Genomic DNA, 19467 nt, shown 5'->3' on the forward strand with positions numbered 1-19467 from the left:
CTGGCCGAAAAACAACCTTTGAAAACATGATGCTTTACGGCATAAGCACGGCACCCTGAATTGAGGACCAGAAAATGCACGATATACGCGCAATTCGCGAGACACCGGACGCATTCGATGCGGCTTTGAGACGACTGGGCGCACAGCCCATGTCCGAAACAATTCTGTCTCTGGACGAATCGCGCCGGTCCAAAATCCGGGCGGCGGAACAGGCACTTGCCGACCGCAACGCCGCGTCAAAGCAGGTGGGTGCCGCCAAAGCCCGTGGGGACGAGGATGAGTTCCAGCGGCTGCGTGCCATCGTTCAGGACAGCAAGACGGAAATCGCCCGCCTGGAGGAAGAGGCAAAGACCGAGGACACACGGCTGAACGAGCTGCTCATGGGCCTGCCCAACCTGCCGATGGATGATGTTCCGGACGGTGAGGACGAAAACGACAACGTGGAAATCCACCGCTGGGGCAACCCGCGCAATTTCGATTTCGATCCGGTGGAGCATTTTGAAATCCCAGGCGCAAAGCCCGGTTTCGATTTCGACGCCGCGGGCCGCCTTTCGGGGAGCCGGTTCGTGGTTTTGAAAGGCGCAATGATCCGTCTGCACCGCGCGCTCGCACAGTTCATGCTCGACACCCATGTTGACACTCATGGTCTGACTGAGGTCTGGACACCCGTGCTCGTGCGCGAGGAGGCGATGTACGGCACCGGACAGCTGCCAAAATTTGGCGAGGACAGCTATCAGACCACCAATGGCTGGTGGCTGATTCCGACGTCCGAGGTCACGCTGACCAATCTCGTAGCGGGCCAGACCCTCGAGAATGCACAGCTGCCAATGCGCATGACCGCGCACAGCCAGTGTTTCCGCTCGGAAGCGGGCAGCGCCGGCCGCGATACAGCCGGGATGCTGCGTCAGCATCAGTTCGAGAAGGTCGAAATGGTTTCGATCACGCGGCCGGAGGACAGCCGCGCGGAACTCGACCGGATGACGGAATGCGCCCAGGCCATTCTGGAGGCACTTGAACTGCCCTTCCGAACGGTGGTTCTTGCCACGGGCGACATGGGTTTCGGATCACGGCGGACCCACGACATTGAGGTCTGGCTGCCCGGACAGAACACCTATCGCGAGATCAGTTCCTGCTCCGTCTGCGGCGATTTTCAGGCCCGGCGCATGAACGCCCGTTTCCGCCGCGAGGAAGGTGCAAAACCGGAATTCGTTCATACACTCAACGGCTCCGGCGTTGCGGTCGGTCGCTGTTTGATTGCGGTTCTGGAAAATGGCCAGCAGGCGGATGGTTCGATCACGCTGCCTGCGGCGCTACACCGCTATCTCGGTGGCAAGACCGGCATTGACGCGGATGGCAACCTGATCTGAACAGACGCTCCGGGGCGGGCGACAGGACATGGCGCCGTCCGCCCTCGTCAAACAAGCTTGGGCGGGATCGGCACCGGTCCGCGCCGGATCAGCCATTGAGCAAGCACCAGGTTCGGCAGCCAGCACAACCAGGCAACCCAGTTTGACGCCTCGGCATATGTCATTCCGAACCCGAAAAAGAAAACCGGCAGCATCAACCGGAGGGTCACTGCCGCAAATGTGAGCGCGAAGGAACGAATCATCCATTTGCGATGTTCGCTGAAGTTGCGCGCCCGTGCCTGAAATATGCCAAACGCCGTCGTTGCCAGCCAAGCCAGGGCAAGCGTCCCGAAACCGAGCGCGGCAACAGGCCGGTCCGCGGCGCCCCCCACTGACAGCACCAGGCCACCCACACCTCCGGCCAGAACCGCAAATCCGTAAAAGCGCCCGTTCCAGCGGTGCAGCCAGGGGCGGCCCGACCGAAGTTTTGGGAAAAACTGCATCGCCCCGGTCGCCAGCGCCACCGGTGCGGCAACCACATGAGCGGCAAAGGCCGTCCTGCGCAGATCAATATGCCCGATCATGTCCGGGAACGCTCCCGACAGTCCAAGTACCACAAACCTGTAGGAAACCAGCGCCACCAGAAAACTGAGCGCAGCCATAAGTCGCATGGGGAACAGCGCGGATTTCATTGTCGAACCTCCATAACTTGACAGCGTCAATATTGGATTTACTTGACACTGTCAAGTTTTTTGGAGAAACGGGCTTATGACCGCACCAACCGACAAAAAAACGCATCATCACGGAGATCTCCGACGCGCCCTCGTGAAAGCCGGCATGGAACTGATCCGGGAAAAGGGCCGCGCAGGCCTGAGCCTTCGGGCCTGCGCGGCACGGGTTGGCGTGTCCCACGCGGCGCCAAAACACCATTTCGGCAACCTGTCAGGCCTGCTCGGCGCCATCGCGCTTCAGGGCTTCGAGGATTTCTCGCAAACCATGGTGGAAGCGCGGGAAAAGGCCAGCGGCAATCCCCGCGACCGCCTGATTGCAATCGCGCACGGATACGAAGCGTTTGCGGAGGAAAACCCGGACCTGCTTCAGCTCATGTTCAGCGGCGAGGTCACGTTTCCCGACACGCCACGTCTGCAACCTCCGGCCTTTGACGTTCTGGTGGAAACCTGTGCCCCGTTTGAACCGGTATCCGACGCACCCTACAGCACCGAGATCATGATCTGGTCCCTTATCCACGGGCTGGTGATGCTCGGTCGGGGTCGCGGTTTTTCGCCCGCGAAATTGCCAGGCGGCAGACCCTCGTTCGCCGATATTCTGCCCGATCTGAAATTGCGCGATCCTGAAAGTCGAAACTGAAAAATCAGACCGCCGGAGCCAGTTCTTTCAGATCCGACAGCACTTCGGCGGCCATATCAAACGACCGCACCCGCGCCTCATGATCGTGAACCATGCCCGTAACCATCAGTTCATCCGGCTGATACCGCTCGACAATCCTTCGAAGCTGATCCCTGACCGTCGCCTTTGACCCTGTTGCCGAACAGGACAGAGCGTGGTTGACCTGTTCCAACACCATCGGCGGCACCTCTTCGGTCACGTCGTCAACAGGTTTTGGCAGCGGTCCGGGATTGCCCGTTCGCAGGCGCGAAAACGCGAGGATCTGGGAAGAGCGCAACCGGTTCGCCTCAGCGTCGGTCTCCGCCGCGCAGACGCCAGCCGCGACCATCAGATACGGCCGCGACAGTGTCTTGGACGGGCGAAATGTCGTGCGATACATGGTTATGGCCTGCTCCAGCATCGCCGGTGCAAAATGCGACGCAAACGCGTAGGGCAAACCGAGATAGGCCGCCAACTGCGCTCCGTAGAGGCTCGATCCCAGGATCCACACCGGCACATGCGTCCCGGTGCCGGGAACAGCACGCACCGGACCGGGGTCATCCCCGAAGTACTCCATCAATTCCTGGACATCCTGCGGGAACGTGTCTTCCTGGGACAGGTTGCGACGCAGCGCACGGGCGGTCGGCATATCAGTTCCCGGAGCCCTGCCCAGACCAAGATCAATGCGTCCGGGGTAAAGCGTGGCCAGCGTCCCGAACTGTTCCGCGATCATCAAGGGCGCATGGTTTGGCAGCATGATGCCACCGGCGCCGACCCGCATGGTCCTCGTGGCACCGGCCACGTGACCGATCACAACGGATGTCGCGGCACTGGCGATGCCAGGCATATTGTGATGTTCCGCCAGCCAGTAGCGGTGATAGCCCGCCACTTCAGCCGCACGGGCAAGATCGACCGTGTTTGACAATGCGTCGGACGCGGTGCCGCCCTCCGGGATGGGGGACAGGTCAAGTAATGAAAAATGCTGCATTGAATGCCTCCGTTGAGAGGCACCTATGCATTCCGCGGTCCGGGGCCAAGGCTGCGACCCCGGAAACTTCACACGCTACTCGGCGGTCGGATACAGGGCCTCATAAATCGGCTCGAGCGTTTCGGACTTGAAGAGTGACGAGACGCTGGTGCCGTTGGCGATATTCAGAATGGCCTGCCCGAAGAAAGGCGCCATGGGAACGATGCGGATGTTCTTGGCCTTTTTGACCGCCTCGGTCGGCTGGATCGAATCGGTGATCACCAAGCTCTTCATGCTGGACTTGGTCACGCGCTCAACCGCTGGACCGGACAGAACTCCGTGGGTGATGTAGGAATGAACCTCCGCCGCACCCTGGGATTTCAGCAGGTCGGCGGCCTTCACCAGAGTGCCGGCCGTATCGCAAATGTCGTCAACGATGATACAGATGCGGTCCTTCACCTCACCAATGACAGTCATGGAATCTACCACGCCCGGTGCGGAGCGGCGTTTGTCCACGATGGCAAGGTCCGCATCAATACGCTCGGCAAGTTCACGGGCACGGGCCACGCCGCCAACGTCGGGCGAGACAACGGTTATCCGCTTGAGATCCTTGAAGTGGTGACGGATATCCAACGCGAAAACCGGAGAGGCGTAGAGGTTGTCCACCGGAACATCGAAGAAGCCCTGAATCTGCGCGGCGTGCAGATCCATGGTCAGAATGCGTTCAATGCCGGCCTGGGTCAGCAGGTTTGCCACCAGTTTCGCGCTGATCGGTGTACGGGCCTTTGTACGGCGATCCTGGCGGGCATAGCCGAAATACGGGATAACTGCGGTGATGCGATAGGCTGACGAGCGGCGCAGGGCGTCGCACATGATCAGCAGTTCCATCAGGTTGTCATTCGCCGGGTTCGAGGTCGACTGAATAATGAACATGTCCTCACCACGGACATTTTCATAGACCTCAACGAAGATCTCGGCGTCGTTGAACCTTTCCACCCGCGTATCGACCAAAGAGACGGGTTCGCCCCGGTGGATCGAAATGCGCCGGGCTATTCCCTTGGCCAGCGGCTGGTTGGAATTTCCCGCGATGAGCTTGGGCCGGAAGAGCTGGTGCATGGATGGCGGACCTTTGGCAGTTGCGCTCTGGAGTTGCCAGGTGGGGTATCAGGGGAATCGGGCCTTGCAAAGCCCCTGAATACCCAGAACATTGCCTGCAACTTCATTCAGGAGCCCTCCATGACCGAGATCGACTATTATTACTTTCCACTGTCACCCTACTGCTACGCTGCGGGCCTCGGCCTTGAGGAAATTGCGGCGCGGCATGGTGCAAAGATCAATTACCGCCCGTTCAATCTGATCCGCCTGTTTCAAGAAACCGGGACGGCGATGCCAAAAGACAGGCCCATTGCGCGGCAGAAATACCGCCTGAAAGACATTGCACGCTCCGCGAAAATGGCCGGTCTGCCGGTGAACGTTCAGCCCGCGCACTGGCCGACCAATCCGGTACCGGTCAGCAGCGCCATTATCGTTGCGGACAGTGTAGGCGGAGGCGATACGGGGAAACTGTGCCACGGTTTTTGCCGGGCCGTTTGGGCGGAGGAAAAGAACATCGCGGATGAGGAAGTGGTCGCCTCATGCCTTGAGGCTGCGGGATTTGACGCCAATCAGGATCCGGCCGCACTTGAGGCCGCTTCAAAGACCATTGAGGCAAATACGGATGAAGCCCTGAAAAACCACGTGTTCGGTGCGCCCACGTATATCGTCGGGGATGAACTGTTTTGGGGGAACGACCGCCTGGCGTTCCTCGATGCCCATCTGGCGGAATTGAAGGCCGGTTAAAAGCTCACCCGAAATCCTCGATGACGTGGTCCTCCCAGTCATCCTCGTCGACCTCATACTCCGGCACGGTTTTTGCGGGCAGAGATTTGCCCGCCCGTGCCACCGAATTGCGGTCCCCTGAGATTAACGGATGCCACGGTTCCAGGTCGTGGCCATCAAACACCAGACGATAGGCGCAGGTGTGCGGCATCCACTGCAGCACCTCCTCCATATTGTCACGGGTCAGCACAACGCAGCCTGCCACAAGCTGACGACGCAGCGGGTAGTTTCCACACCGGCACGCACCAGTATCGAGGAGCCGGCAGGAGATATTGGTGTAATGCACTTCACCGCTGTCCTCATCCTCGAGTTTCACAAGACAGCATTTTGCGCATCCGTCGCACAGCGCCTCCCACTCCCGACGCGGAAGCTCATCAAGTGGGTACCGCCGCCAGAATTCGGGCCGCAAACCAGTGCGGTCTATTGGATCGCTGTCATCCTGACGCGTCATGGTAAAAAGGGCGTTGTGGTGGCGCGCGCCTTTTGCACGTCGAGTGCCATCTGGGATTTCAGTGCCTCGACATCATCAAACTTCCATTCCGAACGCTGGTAGTCCACCAGTGCTACGGAAACGAGTTCGCCGTAGAGGTCACCACTGAAATCCAGCAGATAAACCTCAATGTTTGGTGCGTTTTTCCCAAAGGTGGGTCGTTCGCCAAAGGAGGCCGCACCGGCATAGGTGCCGGCGTGCGGACCGGTCAGAACATCGACGAGAACGCTATATACGCCATATTTCGGTATGTGGAGACCGTCTGGATCGAGGTTGATGGTGGGATACCCGAGGTTGCGGCCACGTTTGTCACCGTGCTGAACCTGACCCTCCATCCGGTGCCAGTGGCCAAGGATACGGCGGGCGGTCGCCGGGTCGCCATCAGCCAGCGCGTTGCGAATGGCTGTAGAGGAATAATCCCCCTCCCCGTCTGAGACCAGTGGAGCGACCGTGACGTCAAAGCCTAACTTCGCCCCTGCCGTCTTCAGAAAATCGACATCTCCCGTGCGACCCTTGCCGAACCGGAAATCCGCACCGGCAACCAGATGCACAATGCCCAGCGCAGCAACGAGAATATCCTCTACGAACTCGTCCGCCGTTAGACTGGCAAGATCGGCATTGAAGGGAATTTCATAGAGCTGTTCGACCCCAAGCTTCTCAAGACGCCTCGCGCGAACATCGGCCGTCATAAGGCGAAACGGCGGTGCGTCCTTTTGGAAAAAGCTGCGCGGATGCGGCTCAAACGTCACGACCCCGAACGGAGCGTCGTGGCTGACGGCCGCGGCGCGGGCGAGAGCCAGTACGGACTGATGGCCGAGGTGAACACCGTCAAAGTTGCCGATTGCGACCGCAGTTCCGCGGTCGTCCCCGGACAGGTTTCTGTAGTCAAGCTGTCGTTTCATTGCCCTTATCGGGCCGGAACGACCCTTCAGTCTGCGGCCTTGGCCGGTGCGAGAACCAGGGCATCGCCCTTTAAAACCACCGTATCGCCCACGCGGCATTTGCATTCAAGGGTAACCCTGCTGCGGCGGTGGTCAATTTCCGCAACGGTAACCGTGGCCTCAACCCGGTCATTTGGCCTGACGGGAGCGAAGAAGGTCAGGTTCTGCTTGAGATAGATCGTACCGTGGCCCGGCAACTGCTGACCAATGATGGCGGAAATCAGCCCGGCGGTGAGCATTCCGTGGGCGATGCGGCCGCCGAAGATCGTGCCGCTCGCGTACTCATCACACATGTGCACCGGGTTATGGTCGGAGGACAGATCCGCGAACATGCCAATCTCGCGGTCAGTAATGGATTTCACGAGCCGGCGGCTCATACCAACCGTTAGATCCTCAATATATATCGTGCCAACTGGCAGATCCCGACATTCACCGTCCAACATCTCCGTATCCAATCATCCGTTACGCATTGCACTGCAATATTCTGTAGGGCAGTGGAATTTCAAAATCAATACCCTCGCGCAACTTATATCATAAAATGACTCAGTTTGGATAACTTTATTGCTTTCCAGTATCGAGAATTGTCTTAAGTGGGGCACCAACGCTGGCACCTAATAGCCGGGAACGACATAACCCAATGGTTTTATGCATAAAAAGAAAACGCCCCTCAGGGAGGGGCGCGAAACTTTCTTAGCCGAAATTTTCAAGAGTTTCCGCTTAAACCGAACGGAAATCCGGGCCGAAGGGGATTAATCCTCTTCCCAGCCCTCATAAATTGCCTTCTCATTGCACACTGCAACACGAAGAATGTTGGTCGAACCAGGCGTACTGAACGGCACACCGGCCATGATCACGATGCGTTCGCTCTCGGTCGCGAATCCGTCGCGCCGGGCGGACCGGGCGGCGTTCACAACCGCTTCCTTAAAGCGGCCGACAACATCCGTTACGACGCAGTGCAGCCCCCAGGACAGGCTGAGCCGCCGTGCGGTTCCAGCCAGCGGTGTCAGGGCAATAATGGGCACACGCGGACGCTCACGGGCCGCAAGCAACGCTGTGGTGCCGGTTTCAGTAAAGCAGCAGATCGCCTTGATGTTAGTGGCTTCCGCGACCTCCCGGGCCGCGGACGTAATCGCATCGGCAACGCTTTCGCGGTGCGGGGTACGGGACGCCTCGATCACCTGACGGTAAATGTCATCGCTCTCCACGGACAGGGCCACGCTGTCCATCGTGGTGACCGCTTCGACCGGATAACTGCCCGCCGCACTTTCGGCCGACAGCATAACGGCGTCGGCGCCCTCGTAGATCGCGGCCGCAACGTCGGCAACCTCGGCCCGTGTTGGAACCGGGCTCTCGATCATGCTTTCCATCATCTGGGTCGCGACGATCACCGGCTTACCCATGGAGCGGGCGCTGCGGATCAGACGCTTCTGGATCGGCGGCAGACTGGTAACGGGCAGTTCCACGCCGAGGTCACCACGGGCAACCATGATGCCGTCGGAGGCCCGCAGGATTTCGCCGTAAGCGTCGACCGCAGCGGGCTTTTCGATTTTCGACAGGATCGCGGCGCGGCCTTTGGCAAGCTCCCGTGCCTGCTGAACATCCGCGGCGCGTTGCACAAAGCTCAGCGCCAGCCAGTCCACGCCGAGTTCACAAACGAACTCCAAATCGCTGATGTCCTTCGGCGAAAGGGCCGCCAGTGGCAGAACCACGTCAGGGACATTGACGCCCTTGCGGTTGGAAATTTCACCGCCGACCAACACCTCGGTTGTCGCGTGGTTCTCGGAACAGTCTGTCACCTTCAGGCGGATTTTGCCGTCATTGACAAGCAAGGTCGACCCCGGCTTCAGGGCCTGGAAGATTTCCGGATGCGGAAGGCATACGCGGGTTTCGTCACCTTCCACATCATCCAGGTCGAACCGAAATGAAGCACCCTCCTCCAGCATTTCGCTGCCGTTCTTGAAAACGCCGCAGCGAAGTTTCGGCCCCTGAAGGTCTGCCAGAATACAGATCGGCCGCCCGACCTCCTCCTCAACCTCGCGGATGGTCGCGTGGCGTTTGGCGATCTCTTCCTGTGAACCGTGGCTCATGTTGAGGCGGAACACGTCCGCGCCCGCGAGGAAGAGTGCCTTCACCATCTCCCGGGATTCCGACGCCGGTCCGAGGGTTGCTACGATCTTCAGATTTCGCTGCCTGCGTAGTGGTGCCATGTCCTGCCCCTGCAAAATTCGCTAAGTGCAGTTAACGGGATTCGGCCCTGTGCGCAAACCCAATATGTTCAGTATGATCAAATTCGAAAACCAAAACGAACATTTTCGCAACCGCACATCGAACCGACAAACCAGTTGTCAGACGCATGGGAATACACACCAAAAGGCAGCATTACTTCCTTCTAAGACCACCCAGGCAGATGAAACCGACAGCTTAACCGGCTGTTCGACTGAAGCGCCGTAGCAGCTTGCATCTGGTGCAGCGCGGCAAAAGGCCATATATCCGCGCCATGCCAGATGATTTGAGACCGAATCTCCGCGAGGAGCCGTATGAAGTCGTTAATGGAGATGTACGCTCCGGAACGCTTATCCTGTGTGACCACGCCTCGAACATCGTGCCACAGGACGTGAACGGTGGTACGCTTGGCCTGCCGGACGCGGATATGAACAGGCATATTGCCTGGGATATCGGAGCGGCCGATGTGTCGGTTGAGTTGGCCCGGCTGATGAACGCCCCTGCAATCCTGTCGCGGTTTTCGCGGCTGGTGATCGATCCCAACCGGGGCGAGGACGATCCGACGCTGGTGATGCGGCTTTATGACGGCACGATCATCCCCGGCAACCGTTATGTTAAGCCCGAGGATGTGGAATATCGGCTGAACCGGTTCCACCGCCCCTATCATGACGAGGTCACGCGTCTGATCGACCGGGCCGAGGAGTTTCACCCGCAGCCCGCACTGATATCCGTTCACTCCTATACGCCCCAGCTGAAAGGCCGCGGATTGCGCCCATGGCATGTGGGCGTGCTTTGGGACGCGGATGGACGAATTGCCGAACCGCTCATTGAAAGACTTCGTCGGGAGGACGATCTTTGTATTGGGGACAATCAGCCATATTCGGGTCAGCTGAAGGGCGATACCATGAGCCGCCACGGAACCGATCGCGGTTTTCCCCATGTTTTGATTGAGCTGCGCCACGATCTCATCGACACGGCTTCAACCCAGAAGGCCTGGGCCGCAAGACTGGCACCGATTTTGGGAACGATCATTGATGAGACGCGGGCAAGGGAGAGCGAAAATGGATAAACAGACCGAAATCGAACTTGAGGCCGCCGCATTCCGCGCGCTGCGGGACCACCTGCGTGAGCGGACCGATGTTCAGAATATCGATATGATGAACCTCGCGGGCTTTTGCCGGAACTGTCTGAGCCGCTGGTATCAGGAAGCCGCAAACGCCAGGGACATCGATATGGACAAGGCGCAGGCGCGCGAGATCGTCTACGGCATGCCCTTTGACGAATGGCGCGACAAACATCAAACGGAAGCCCCAGACGAGGCGAAAGCAAAGTTCGCGGATACCCATTCCTGATTTAAAAACGCCGGGCCACCTGCCCGGCGCTTTCATTTTGTGCGGACTGTTACCGCAAGAAACCCATTGCGTATTTGGGTGACAGTTTGGCCTCCGCCAAAAACCGGTCCAGCTGTTTCGGGTCGGGGCCCGAAGTGGGAGTGGTTTCCGTTTCCTCCGCGGCCAGGCCACCGGTGACAAATATCGCATCGAGGGACTCACCCATCGCACCCGTTATGTCCGTGAATATACCGTCCCCGATGCAGACAATATCCGTCCCATCCCGGTCCATTCCCTTTTCGTTTTCCAGACGCCGCCGGGCCAGATCATAAATGGGGGCGTGAGGTTTACCGAAGTAGTAACTCTGTCCGCCCGCCTCGGTATAGGCCGCCGCAATGGCTCCCGCGCAATAGATCCGGGTCTCACCCACATCGACGATAACATCCGGATTGGCGCAGAGAAGTTTCAGACCTTTGTTTACGCCATAGAGGATGGTGGCCCGGTAATCCTCCGGGGTTTCGGACCGGTCATCGAAAAGCCCGGTGCAGACGATACCTTCGGCCTCGTCCAGCGGAACGAGTCCCACATCAAATGGTTTGCCGTTCTCATCCTCGAAAAAGACGAGATCCTTCTCAGGACCAACGTGATAGACCTTGCGACCCACAAAACCATCGGCCATGGCGGTCTGCGCGGCATCCCCGGACGTGACGATCAGGTCCCAGCATTCGCGTGAGGCACCGAGGCGGTCGATCTGCGTTCGGACCGAGCGCCAGGGACGCGGGGCATTGGTGAGAAGGACCACCCTGCCTCCGCCCGAGCGAAATTTTTCAAGCGCCGCAACAGCATCGGGAAATGCGGCTTTGCCATTATGCAGGCAGCCCCACAGGTCGCAGAAGAGTACGTTGTACCCCGGATCGACCTCATCAAGGGATTGAATTATCTGGGTCATTGCGGCTCCGGCAAAAGTTGGTTACAACGCGCCCGCCTCTAGCGGAAAACACGCCGAACATAAAGTCCGGTCGCTAAAATTTCCCCGAAGCTTTCCCTTGACTCGTCGAGACCCCCTTCATAAATATGCCTTGTTAGCACTCCACCAAGTGGAGTGCTAAAGGGAAAACGCAAACCGTTCCGTGAGGGAACGGAAAGCAACAAGGAGCAACTCCGAAATGCAATTTACGCCTCTGCATGACCGTGTACTGGTACGTCGCATTGAAAGCGAGGAGACCACCAAAGGTGGCCTTATCATCCCCGACAGCGCGAAGGAAAAGCCTTCCGAGGGTGAAATCGTTGCCGTTGGCGAAGGCGCACGCAAGGACTCCGGCGAGCTCATCGCAATGTCCGTCAAGGCTGGCGACCGCATCCTGTTCGGCAAATGGTCCGGCACCGAAGTCAAGATCGACGGTGAAGACCTGCTGATCATGAAGGAAAGCGACATCCTGGGCATTCTGTCCGCGTCCGCCGCTGCCGCTGCCGCCTGATCGACCGAACACACCAGACAAGTTTTTAGGGAGTTTCCCACATGAGTGCTAAACAGCTCAAATTTGATACCGACGCCCGCAACCGTATGCTGAAGGGTGTTGACCTTCTGGCAGACGCCGTGAAGGTGACCCTGGGCCCGAAAGGCCGCAACGTCGTTATCGACAAGTCCTTCGGCGCACCGCGCATCACCAAGGACGGCGTAACCGTAGCCAAGGAAATCGAACTGGAAGACAAGTTCGAAAACATGGGTGCACAGATGGTTCGCGAAGTCGCGTCCCGCACCAATGACGAAGCTGGCGACGGCACCACTACCGCGACCGTTCTGGCTCAGGCCATCGTTCGCGAAGGCATGAAGTCCGTTGCGGCCGGCATGAACCCGATGGACCTCAAGCGCGGCATCGAGCAGGCCGTGAACATCGTTGTTGAGGAAATCAAGTCCAAGGCACGTTCGGTTTCCGGTACCGACGAAGTCGCACAGGTCGGCACCATCTCCGCCAACGGCGAGAAGGAAATCGGCGACCAGATCGCGGACGCGATGCAGAAAGTTGGCAACGAGGGTGTTATCACCGTCGAAGAAAACAAAGGTTTCGAAACCGAAACCGAAGTTGTTGAAGGCATGCAGTTCGACCGCGGTTATCTGTCGCCTTACTTCATCACCAACGCCGACAAAATGATCGCAGATCTGGAAGACTGCTATATCCTGCTGCACGAGAAGAAACTCTCATCACTGCAGCCGATGGTTCCGCTTCTGGAAACCGTTATCCAGTCCGGCAAACCGCTGCTGATCATTGCTGAGGATGTTGACGGCGAAGCCCTCGCAACCCTCGTCGTGAACAAACTGCGCGGCGGTCTGAAAATCGCAGCGGTTAAAGCACCTGGCTTCGGCGACCGCCGCAAAGCCATGTTGCAGGACATCGCTGTTCTGACCGGTGGTCAGGTTATCTCCGAAGATCTCGGCATGAAGCTTGAAAATGTCGGTCTCGACATGCTCGGCACCGCACGCAAGATTACAATCACCAAAGACGAAACCACGATCGTTGACGGTGTTGGCGAGAAAGCCGAGATTGAGGCACGCGTTGCCCAGATCCGTCAGCAGATCGAGGAAACCTCTTCCGACTACGACCGTGAGAAACTCCAGGAGCGTCTCGCAAAACTGGCCGGTGGCGTTGCCGTGATCCGCGTTGGCGGTGCATCCGAAGTGGAAGTAAAAGAGCGCAAGGACCGAGTTGACGACGCTCTGAACGCAACCCGCGCCGCCGTACAGGAAGGCGTTGTTGTGGGTGGTGGCGTTGCCCTTGTACAGGCCTCCAAGAAACTGGCCGACCTGACCGGCGCAAACTCCGACCAGACTGCAGGCATCAGCATCGTTCGCCGCGCTCTGCAGGCTCCGCTGCGTCAGATCGCCGAGAACGCCGGTGTTGACGGTGCCGTAGTTGCCGGCAAGATCATCGAATCCACTGATGACGCATTCGGCTTCAACGCTCAGACCGAAGAATATGGCGACATGTTCTCCTTCGGCGTAATCGACCCGGCCAAGGTTGTCCGCACCGCTCTGCAGGATGCTGCATCGGTTGCCGGTCTGCTCATCACCACCGAAGCAATGATCGCCGACAAACCGGAGCCCAAAGGCGCTGCCGGTGGCGGCGGAATGCCGGACATGGGTGGAATGGGCGGCATGGGCGGCATGATGTAAGCCGACCCATACGGTCAATTATAAGGAACGGGGGCCTTCGGGCTCCCGTTTTTTTTGCGCTTTTTCCCAACCGTAGAATCTGTTTCGAATTCTATGCACTTGACCCTTCCTACTCGCAAATCGGGGAGCCCTAAGCGGTTCGGTCATTGTTGAGGATGTCGATTGAACCATCCCAGCCGGCACGGAATTTCTTGACGTAACATCGACGACGGGTCAGTTTCGGCGTAACAAATTAGTTGCCGAGAAAATCCGGGAGAGACCAATGGGCAAGCGGGACGATCTGATTGAAATGTATGCGTCCGAACTAAAGGACAAATGCGGCGTAAGCGCCGATATGGATCTGCTCAAGAAGGTCGTGATCGGACTTGGGCCGTCGATCTATAACGCTGACGCAGCCACGGTCGCCGCGTCCCAAAAATCGGAACTCAACACCATCCGCAACAACTTTCTCATGAAGAAGCTGGGCCTGTCAGACGGTCCGGAACTCGATGCGGGAATTAATGCGGCGATTGAGACCTACGGCAAATCCAACCGGAACAAGTACCGGGCGGTGATCTACTATCTCCTCACCAAACACTTCGGCAAGGAAAACGTCTACGGCTGAACCGGTCAGGTCCGTGGCGTGATGCGGTTGACGTGCCCCATTTTGCGCCCGGGCCGCGCCTCGGCCTTGCCATAGAGATGGACCGCCGCGCCGGTAAGTGCCGGAGCAGTGAACACGTCATCCCCCAGCAGGTTCAGCATCTCCGCATTTGAATGACGCTGTCCGTCGCCGAGCGGCCAGCCGCAGACGGCACGGATGTGATTTTCAAACTGGTCTGTCAGACAGGCGTCCTGGGTCCAGTGACCGGAATTGTGGACACGCGGCGCGAACTCGTTGACGATCAGACCCTGATTTGTGGCGAACATTTCCACACCGATCACACCAACATAATCAAGCGCATTGAGGACGCGACCAGCAGTGAGCACCGCGTCCTGGGCGAGGCTTGCGCTGATATTCGCAGGCACCGTGGTGGTGTGGAGAATGCCGTCGCGGTGGACATTTTCACCGGGATCGTAAGCGCTGACCTCCCCCGCAAGCGACCGGGCGGCAATGACGGAAATCTCGCGGTCAAAATCGACAAAACCTTCCAGCACCGAAGGGGCGCCGTTGACAGCCTCCCACGCGCCGGCAGCGTCCTCAGCCGATTTGATGCGGGCCTGACCTTTGCCGTCGTAGCCGAAGCGACGGGTCTTAAGGATCGCGGGTGTACCGATCTCAGCAATGGCCTCCCGGAGGTCATCGAGGCTGGAGACGTTCCGGAACGGCGCGGGACGCAGGCCCATACCGGCAAGGAACTCCTTCTCGGCAATACGGTCCTGGGCGACCTCGAGGGCGCGGCGGCCAGGTCTCACGGGCACGATCGGTTCCAGAACGTCCACGGCAGAGAGTTCGACGTTCTCGAATTCGTAGGTCACGACGTCGACGGAGCGGGCGAACGCCTCCAGTGCGGCCAAATCGTCGTAGCCCGCTTGCGTCACCTTGTCCGCCACATGAGCGGCGGGCGGGTTTGCTCCTGGCTCGAAAATGTGGGTTGTCATTCCAAGGCGGGAGGCCGCGACCGAAAGCATACGGCCCAGTTGTCCGCCGCCGAGTATGCCTACGCGGCTGCCGGTGGGAAGTGCGTCAGTCACGGGTCGGCTCCTCCGCAATGCTTTCGGTCTGCGCGGCACGCCATGCGTCGAGACGTTCGGCCAGTGTCGGATCGTTTACCGCAATCACGGCTGCCGCCGACAGCGCCGCATTTCCAGCGCCAGCCGGCCCGATGGCGAAGGTGGCGACCGGAATACCCTTGGGCATCTGAACAATCGAGAGCAGGGAATCCAGTCCGGAGAGAGCCTTGGAACGCACCGGCACACCGAATACAGGTATGCGGGTTTTTGAGGCCAGCATACCGGGCAGATGGGCGGCTCCGCCTGCCCCTGCGATAATAACGTTCACGCCTCGCTGCGCCGCCGTTTCAGCGTAGGAAAACATGCGGTCCGGTGTGCGGTGAGCGGAAATGATTTTGGTCTCATAGGGGACTTCCAGCGCCTCAAGAATGTCCACGGCAACGGCCATGGTTTCCCAGTCGGACTGGCTGCCCATTACGACGCCTACCAAAGGTTTGTTCATTTCGTGGACGCTCCTCACCGCCAAAAAGGCGCTATACAATCAGGAGCGTATGGGTGCAATCCGGGTTCAGGCAATGATGTCGGGGAAAATCTCGTCTTGGATACGCTGAATCTCGTCCTTCAACGCCAGTTTGCGCTTTTTCAGCCGACGCACGGCAAGCGGGTCGGCCCGCCCTTCCGTATCCAGTGCGGCGATCGCCTCGTCCAGGTCACGGTGTTCGCGCTGAAGCATGTCCAGCCGAATGCGCAATACGTCCGCGCGCTGCATCGTGGGAGGATTGTTCATGTGCATGATCCTGGCAATACCGCGTGAAGTATAACGATCATTTAATGCGCGGCAACGGTGGCAGCCCGGTTGAAGACCTTGTTTTTTGGGGACATCAATACCATCTTTAATGCAGTTGGTCGCCGTAAGGGGCCATCAAAACAGAGTCGCTTTTGCAAGGACTTGGATGAATGACCAAGGTAACTTTCGCCTCCCATCCCTATTTGCTGGGTTTTGAGAATCTCGACCGGCTGGTCGAACGGACGGTCAAAACCGGCAATGAGGGCTACCCTCCGTATAATATCGAACAGAGGGATGAGGCGACGTATCGCGTCACGCTCGCCGTGGCCGGATTTGCCGAAGAAGATCTGACCATTACCGTCGAATCGAACCAGCTGGTGATCCGTGGTCGCCAGAAGGACGACGAGGGTGAACGGATATTTCTGCACCGGGGAATCGCAGGCAGACAGTTTCAGCGCAGTTTCGTTCTCGCCGATGGCGTGGACGTGACGGGAGCGCATCTTGAAAACGGCCTCCTGCACGTCGAACTCAAAAGGGTAGAGCCTGAGAGCATCGTCCAGACAATCAAGATCAACGGCAAGAGCAGTTGACAGTCAGGAGGTCAAAATGACTGATTACCCGAGCTTTCCCGATAAGGGAGACAAATCGATCGTTTACGTTCGCGACGTCAAGGCAACCGATCTGCCGCAGGAAATCCGCGACCAGATAGGCGGCTTGGCCAAAGTGTACGCCGTTCATGCCGAATCCGGAGAGGTTCTGGCACTGGTCGGTGACAGAGATCAGGCGTTCGTCATGGCACGACGCAACGAATTTTCACCGGTAAGCGTTCACTGATACAAAAAAAGGGCAGGAAAAACTCCTGCCCTTTTTTGTGCCGGACTACTCGGCGGCGACTTCATCGACCGGCTCTTCCAGCGATGCGAGAAATCTTTCCGCCTCCAGAGCGGCCATGCAGCCCATACCGGCGGATGTGACCGCCTGACGGAAGATGTGGTCGGTAATGTCTCCGGCCGCAAACACGCCGTCGATGCTGGTCGAGGTGGAATCGGGCTTCGTGTAGACGTAGCCGCCATTGTGCGTTTCCAGCTGATCAACGACGAGCTCGGACGCCGGGGCGTGACCGATGGCCACGAAAACACCCGTACAGGGCAGCTCCGAGACCGTGCCGTCGCGAACATCACGCACCTTCACACCCGTCACGCCGCGGGGATTGTCGCTGCCGACGACCTCTTCCAGCGTGTGGTGCCAGAGGGTTTCGATCCTGGGGTGCTTGAGAAGGCGGTTCTGAAGGATTTTCTCGGCACGCAGTTCGTCGCGGCGATGAATCAGCGTCACCTTGCTGGCGAAGTTTGTCAGGAACAGCGCTTCCTCAACAGCAGTATTGCCGCCACCAATGACGACGATTTCCTGACCACGAAAGAAAAAGCCGTCACAGGTTGCACATGCGGATACGCCAAATCCCTTGAAAGTTTCCTCGGACGGCAGACCAAGCCATTTGGCCTGTGCGCCGGTCGCGAGAATGACCGCGTCGGCGGTATAGGTCGTGCCGCTTTCGCCCTTCGCTGTGAAAGGTCGGGATGACAGGTTCAGTGAGCCAATGTGATCGCCAATGATTTCGGTCCCGGCGGCACGGGCGTGCTCTTCCATGCGGACCATGAGTTCGGGCCCCTGAACCTCGGTATCGCCGGGCCAGTTTTCGACCTCTGTAGTGATGGTCAGCTGGCCGCCCGGCTGAATGCCCTGAACCAGAATCGGTTCCAGCATTGCACGCGTCCCATAGACGGCGGCGGTATATCCGGCCGGACCGGACCCGATGATGAGAAGTCTGGTGTGACGAGTTTCCGACATGGACCTGAAGCCTTTTGGTGAAGTGAACGGTCTATATAGGCGTCTGTTGTCCGGGTGTGAAGCAGGCTTGCTGCAATTTGCAGCCGTTTCATATTAAGTGATCTGCGCGAAATATTATTGCGTTTCCGCACGCACGATTATAACCAACAGGGAGATGACGTATGGATATCACTGAGTATGCCCACCTTCAAGCTTGATCCCATTGACCGGAAAATCCTCGCGGAACTGCAGGGGGATGGACGGATGACCAATGTTGAACTGTCGCGCAGGGTTGGGATATCAGCCCCGCCCTGTCTGCGACGTGTCCGGACACTGGAGGAGCAGGGATTCATTCGCGGATACCATGCGGATGTGGATGCCCGGGAGCTTGGGTTTGAGGTACAGGTTTTTGCCATGGTTGGCCTTTCAAGCCAGGCGGAGTGCGACCTGTCGGCATTTGAGAAACGCGCCAATTCCTGGCCGCTCGTGCGGGAATGCCACATGCTCAATGGTGAGATTGATTTCATACTGAAATGCGTGGCACCCGACCTGTCAACATTTCAGAATTTCCTGACACACGACCTGACCTCCGCGCCAAACGTCGCAAGTGTGAAGACCAGCCTTGTGATACGCTGTGCAAAGGACACCCCTGGCATTCCCTTTGAGGTGTATGACGCGCGCGTTTCCGACGCGCAGGAATAGTCCCTAGAGAACGATGGCGGATATCAGGCGGCCGTAATCGGGCTGCTTGAGATGCGTCGAGCGGCGGTAAGAATAAAATCGGTCCGGCTCGGCATAGGTGCAGGCTCCGATCCAAATGGCGTCATCAACTCCAGCCGTTCGCAGTTTCGCAACCACGAAAGATGGCAGGTCGAACTGATAGTGGCCGTCACGTCCATTGACGAAAAACATGGAATAGGCCGGATTTTCTTCGAGGAAGGTCTCCATAAACTCCTGGCTGACTTCGTAGTTGCGCTGGCTGATGGTGGGACCGACCGCGGCCTGTATGCCGTCCCGGTTGGCGCCCAGCGCGACCATCGCATCGATGGTGTTGTCCGTGACGCCATCAAGAGCACCGCGCCATCCGGCGTGTGCAGCCCCAATTACGCCGTTATCGGGATCAGCCAGCAAAACCGGCGCGCAGTCTGCGGTCAGGACTGAGAGGGCAATACCGGGTTCGTCTGTTACGATGGCGTCGGCCCTGGGGCGGACGGGAAAATTGTCCGGGTCGACGGTCACGACTGTTGAAGAGTGAATCTGATGCAGGGACAGAAGATTTGTGGAGTGGACCCGCATGGCCTCCGCCACCATGGACCGATTCAGGGAGACGACACCGCTTTGGTCACCCGACCCATATCCGCAGTTCAGCCCGGAATATATACCGGAGGACGCCCCTCCGCGCCGGGTGAAGAAGCCGTGCCGGATGTTGCCCAGGCTTTCGCCGGTTAAAATTTCCAGTGTCATGT

General features: G+C 58.5%; 24 protein-coding genes. 11 read left to right on the forward strand and 13 right to left on the reverse strand.

Annotation, left to right across the window (positions count from 1 at the left end; genetic code table 11):
- The first annotated feature begins 74 nt into the window (after positions 1-74).
- Entirely contained in the window at positions 75-1367 is a 1293-nt protein-coding gene (gene serS, locus ACP15P_RS08550) for a serine--tRNA ligase (RefSeq protein ID WP_424928049.1), read from the forward strand.
- A gap of 47 nt (positions 1368-1414) precedes the next feature.
- Here serS and ACP15P_RS08555 read toward each other — a convergent pair whose 3' ends face one another.
- Positions 1415-2038 carry a DUF2306 domain-containing protein gene (locus ACP15P_RS08555; RefSeq protein WP_424928050.1) on the reverse strand — a complete coding sequence of 208 codons (624 nt, stop codon included), beginning with the start codon at positions 2036-2038 and terminating at the stop codon, positions 1415-1417.
- 76 nt (positions 2039-2114) lie between these two features.
- Here ACP15P_RS08555 and ACP15P_RS08560 point away from each other — a divergent pair, with 76 nt between their 5' ends.
- Positions 2115-2714 (forward strand): TetR/AcrR family transcriptional regulator, encoded by a 600-nt coding sequence (locus tag ACP15P_RS08560; RefSeq protein ID WP_424928051.1) that lies wholly within the window; start codon positions 2115-2117, stop codon positions 2712-2714.
- A gap of 4 nt (positions 2715-2718) precedes the next feature.
- Here the strand turns inward: ACP15P_RS08560 and ACP15P_RS08565 are convergent, their stop codons facing one another.
- Together ACP15P_RS08565 and ACP15P_RS08570 are read right to left on the reverse strand one after the other, a co-directional pair.
- On the reverse strand, positions 2719-3720 hold the full coding sequence (locus ACP15P_RS08565; RefSeq protein ID WP_424928052.1) for an LLM class flavin-dependent oxidoreductase: 1002 nt from the start codon (positions 3718-3720) through the stop codon (positions 2719-2721).
- 75 nt (positions 3721-3795) lie between these two features.
- A complete protein-coding gene (locus ACP15P_RS08570; protein WP_424928053.1) occupies positions 3796-4815 on the reverse strand; it encodes a ribose-phosphate pyrophosphokinase in 1020 nt (339 codons plus the stop codon).
- 120 nt (positions 4816-4935) lie between these two features.
- Here ACP15P_RS08570 and ACP15P_RS08575 point away from each other — a divergent pair, with 120 nt between their 5' ends.
- The gene (locus ACP15P_RS08575) at positions 4936-5538 is read left to right on the forward strand and encodes a 2-hydroxychromene-2-carboxylate isomerase (RefSeq protein WP_424928054.1); all 603 of its coding nucleotides are present in this window, start codon (positions 4936-4938) and stop codon (positions 5536-5538) included.
- 4 nt (positions 5539-5542) lie between these two features.
- On the opposite strand, the gene ACP15P_RS08580 is transcribed toward ACP15P_RS08575, so the two are convergent.
- The 4 genes from ACP15P_RS08580 to pyk all read right to left on the reverse strand — a co-directional run bounded on the left by ACP15P_RS08580 (position 5543) and on the right by pyk (position 9215).
- Positions 5543-6028, reverse strand: a complete 486-nt coding sequence (locus ACP15P_RS08580; protein WP_424928055.1) for a YcgN family cysteine cluster protein — start codon at positions 6026-6028, stop codon at positions 5543-5545.
- Positions 6025-6969, reverse strand: coding sequence for a bifunctional riboflavin kinase/FAD synthetase (locus ACP15P_RS08585; protein ID WP_424928056.1), 945 nt, complete (start codon positions 6967-6969; stop codon positions 6025-6027). The genes ACP15P_RS08580 and ACP15P_RS08585 overlap by 4 nt, the downstream gene beginning before the upstream one ends.
- 26 nt (positions 6970-6995) lie before the next feature.
- Complete coding sequence (locus ACP15P_RS08590) at positions 6996-7451, reverse strand: MaoC family dehydratase (protein WP_424928057.1); 456 nt, start codon at positions 7449-7451, stop codon at positions 6996-6998.
- Positions 7452-7757: 306 nt separating this feature from the next.
- Complete coding sequence (gene pyk / locus ACP15P_RS08595) at positions 7758-9215, reverse strand: pyruvate kinase (protein WP_424928058.1); 1458 nt, start codon at positions 9213-9215, stop codon at positions 7758-7760.
- 302 nt (positions 9216-9517) lie between these two features.
- On the opposite strand from pyk, the gene ACP15P_RS08600 reads away from it, so the two are divergent.
- Complete coding sequence (locus ACP15P_RS08600) at positions 9518-10300, forward strand: N-formylglutamate amidohydrolase (RefSeq protein WP_424928059.1); 783 nt, start codon at positions 9518-9520, stop codon at positions 10298-10300.
- On the forward strand, positions 10293-10583 hold the full coding sequence (locus ACP15P_RS08605; protein ID WP_424928060.1) for a DUF1244 domain-containing protein: 291 nt from the start codon (positions 10293-10295) through the stop codon (positions 10581-10583). The genes ACP15P_RS08600 and ACP15P_RS08605 overlap by 8 nt, the downstream gene beginning before the upstream one ends.
- A gap of 49 nt (positions 10584-10632) precedes the next feature.
- On the opposite strand, the gene ACP15P_RS08610 is transcribed toward ACP15P_RS08605, so the two are convergent.
- On the reverse strand, positions 10633-11511 hold the full coding sequence (locus tag ACP15P_RS08610) for a TIGR01459 family HAD-type hydrolase (protein WP_424928061.1): 879 nt from the start codon (positions 11509-11511) through the stop codon (positions 10633-10635).
- A gap of 217 nt (positions 11512-11728) precedes the next feature.
- Here ACP15P_RS08610 and groES point away from each other — a divergent pair, with 217 nt between their 5' ends.
- The 3 genes from groES (at position 11729) to ACP15P_RS08625 (ending at position 14338) form a co-directional block, all read left to right on the forward strand.
- Positions 11729-12040 (forward strand): co-chaperone GroES, encoded by a 312-nt coding sequence (groES, locus tag ACP15P_RS08615; RefSeq protein ID WP_424928062.1) that lies wholly within the window; start codon positions 11729-11731, stop codon positions 12038-12040.
- Positions 12041-12081: 41 nt separating this feature from the next.
- Entirely contained in the window at positions 12082-13734 is a 1653-nt protein-coding gene (groL, locus tag ACP15P_RS08620; protein WP_424928063.1) for a chaperonin GroEL, read from the forward strand.
- Positions 13735-13996: 262 nt separating this feature from the next.
- A complete protein-coding gene (locus ACP15P_RS08625; protein ID WP_424928064.1) occupies positions 13997-14338 on the forward strand; it encodes a DUF2853 family protein in 342 nt (113 codons plus the stop codon).
- A 5-nt stretch (positions 14339-14343) separates the two neighbouring features.
- Here ACP15P_RS08625 and ACP15P_RS08630 read toward each other — a convergent pair whose 3' ends face one another.
- From ACP15P_RS08630 to ACP15P_RS08640, 3 genes are all read right to left on the reverse strand, one after another.
- Positions 14344-15408, reverse strand: coding sequence for a 5-(carboxyamino)imidazole ribonucleotide synthase (locus ACP15P_RS08630; RefSeq protein WP_424928065.1), 1065 nt, complete (start codon positions 15406-15408; stop codon positions 14344-14346).
- Positions 15401-15889, reverse strand: a complete 489-nt coding sequence (gene purE, locus ACP15P_RS08635; RefSeq protein WP_424928066.1) for a 5-(carboxyamino)imidazole ribonucleotide mutase — start codon at positions 15887-15889, stop codon at positions 15401-15403. Before purE ends, ACP15P_RS08630 begins: the two co-directional genes overlap by 8 nt.
- Positions 15890-15955: 66 nt before the next feature.
- A complete protein-coding gene (locus ACP15P_RS08640; RefSeq protein WP_424928067.1) occupies positions 15956-16174 on the reverse strand; it encodes a YdcH family protein in 219 nt (72 codons plus the stop codon).
- A 170-nt stretch (positions 16175-16344) separates the two neighbouring features.
- Here ACP15P_RS08640 and ACP15P_RS08645 point away from each other — a divergent pair, with 170 nt between their 5' ends.
- The gene (locus ACP15P_RS08645) at positions 16345-16764 is read left to right on the forward strand and encodes an Hsp20 family protein (RefSeq protein ID WP_424928068.1); all 420 of its coding nucleotides are present in this window, start codon (positions 16345-16347) and stop codon (positions 16762-16764) included.
- Positions 16765-16780: 16 nt separating this feature from the next.
- Positions 16781-17008, forward strand: coding sequence for a DUF1150 family protein (locus ACP15P_RS08650; protein ID WP_424928069.1), 228 nt, complete (start codon positions 16781-16783; stop codon positions 17006-17008).
- 45 nt (positions 17009-17053) lie between these two features.
- On the opposite strand, the gene trxB is transcribed toward ACP15P_RS08650, so the two are convergent.
- Positions 17054-18022 carry a thioredoxin-disulfide reductase gene (trxB, locus tag ACP15P_RS08655; RefSeq protein ID WP_424928070.1) on the reverse strand — a complete coding sequence of 323 codons (969 nt, stop codon included), beginning with the start codon at positions 18020-18022 and terminating at the stop codon, positions 17054-17056.
- A 177-nt stretch (positions 18023-18199) separates the two neighbouring features.
- Here trxB and ACP15P_RS08660 point away from each other — a divergent pair, with 177 nt between their 5' ends.
- Complete coding sequence (locus ACP15P_RS08660; protein ID WP_424928071.1) at positions 18200-18703, forward strand: Lrp/AsnC family transcriptional regulator; 504 nt, start codon at positions 18200-18202, stop codon at positions 18701-18703.
- Between the two features lie 3 nt (positions 18704-18706).
- Here ACP15P_RS08660 and pgeF read toward each other — a convergent pair whose 3' ends face one another.
- Entirely contained in the window at positions 18707-19465 is a 759-nt protein-coding gene (gene pgeF, locus ACP15P_RS08665; protein WP_424928072.1) for a peptidoglycan editing factor PgeF, read from the reverse strand.
- Between the last annotated feature and the right edge of the window lie 2 nt (positions 19466-19467).

This window comes from Amaricoccus tamworthensis, assembly GCF_049800875.1.
Classification (GTDB): Bacteria; Pseudomonadota; Alphaproteobacteria; order Rhodobacterales; family Rhodobacteraceae; genus Amaricoccus; species Amaricoccus tamworthensis.

Coding starts and splice junctions, on each gene's coding strand:
- purE (WP_424928066.1), bottom strand. CDS start 15,889: ATGAACAAACCTTTGGTAGGCGTCGTAATGGGCAGCCAGTCCGACTGG.
- groL (WP_424928063.1), top strand. CDS start 12,082: ATGAGTGCTAAACAGCTCAAATTTGATACCGACGCCCGCAACCGTATG.
- ACP15P_RS08605 (WP_424928060.1), top strand. CDS start 10,293: ATGGATAAACAGACCGAAATCGAACTTGAGGCCGCCGCATTCCGCGCG.
- ACP15P_RS08660 (WP_424928071.1), top strand. CDS start 18,200: ATGCCCACCTTCAAGCTTGATCCCATTGACCGGAAAATCCTCGCGGAA.
- ACP15P_RS08645 (WP_424928068.1), top strand. CDS start 16,345: ATGACCAAGGTAACTTTCGCCTCCCATCCCTATTTGCTGGGTTTTGAG.
- ACP15P_RS08610 (WP_424928061.1), bottom strand. CDS start 11,511: ATGACCCAGATAATTCAATCCCTTGATGAGGTCGATCCGGGGTACAAC.
- pyk (WP_424928058.1), bottom strand. CDS start 9,215: ATGGCACCACTACGCAGGCAGCGAAATCTGAAGATCGTAGCAACCCTC.
- trxB (WP_424928070.1), bottom strand. CDS start 18,022: ATGTCGGAAACTCGTCACACCAGACTTCTCATCATCGGGTCCGGTCCG.
- groES (WP_424928062.1), top strand. CDS start 11,729: ATGCAATTTACGCCTCTGCATGACCGTGTACTGGTACGTCGCATTGAA.
- ACP15P_RS08555 (WP_424928050.1), bottom strand. CDS start 2,038: ATGAAATCCGCGCTGTTCCCCATGCGACTTATGGCTGCGCTCAGTTTT.
- serS (WP_424928049.1), top strand. CDS start 75: ATGCACGATATACGCGCAATTCGCGAGACACCGGACGCATTCGATGCG.
- ACP15P_RS08640 (WP_424928067.1), bottom strand. CDS start 16,174: ATGAACAATCCTCCCACGATGCAGCGCGCGGACGTATTGCGCATTCGG.
- ACP15P_RS08575 (WP_424928054.1), top strand. CDS start 4,936: ATGACCGAGATCGACTATTATTACTTTCCACTGTCACCCTACTGCTAC.
- ACP15P_RS08625 (WP_424928064.1), top strand. CDS start 13,997: ATGGGCAAGCGGGACGATCTGATTGAAATGTATGCGTCCGAACTAAAG.
- ACP15P_RS08650 (WP_424928069.1), top strand. CDS start 16,781: ATGACTGATTACCCGAGCTTTCCCGATAAGGGAGACAAATCGATCGTT.
- ACP15P_RS08590 (WP_424928057.1), bottom strand. CDS start 7,451: ATGTTGGACGGTGAATGTCGGGATCTGCCAGTTGGCACGATATATATT.
- ACP15P_RS08565 (WP_424928052.1), bottom strand. CDS start 3,720: ATGCAGCATTTTTCATTACTTGACCTGTCCCCCATCCCGGAGGGCGGC.
- pgeF (WP_424928072.1), bottom strand. CDS start 19,465: ATGACACTGGAAATTTTAACCGGCGAAAGCCTGGGCAACATCCGGCAC.
- ACP15P_RS08570 (WP_424928053.1), bottom strand. CDS start 4,815: ATGCACCAGCTCTTCCGGCCCAAGCTCATCGCGGGAAATTCCAACCAG.
- ACP15P_RS08580 (WP_424928055.1), bottom strand. CDS start 6,028: ATGACGCGTCAGGATGACAGCGATCCAATAGACCGCACTGGTTTGCGG.
- ACP15P_RS08585 (WP_424928056.1), bottom strand. CDS start 6,969: ATGAAACGACAGCTTGACTACAGAAACCTGTCCGGGGACGACCGCGGA.
- ACP15P_RS08560 (WP_424928051.1), top strand. CDS start 2,115: ATGACCGCACCAACCGACAAAAAAACGCATCATCACGGAGATCTCCGA.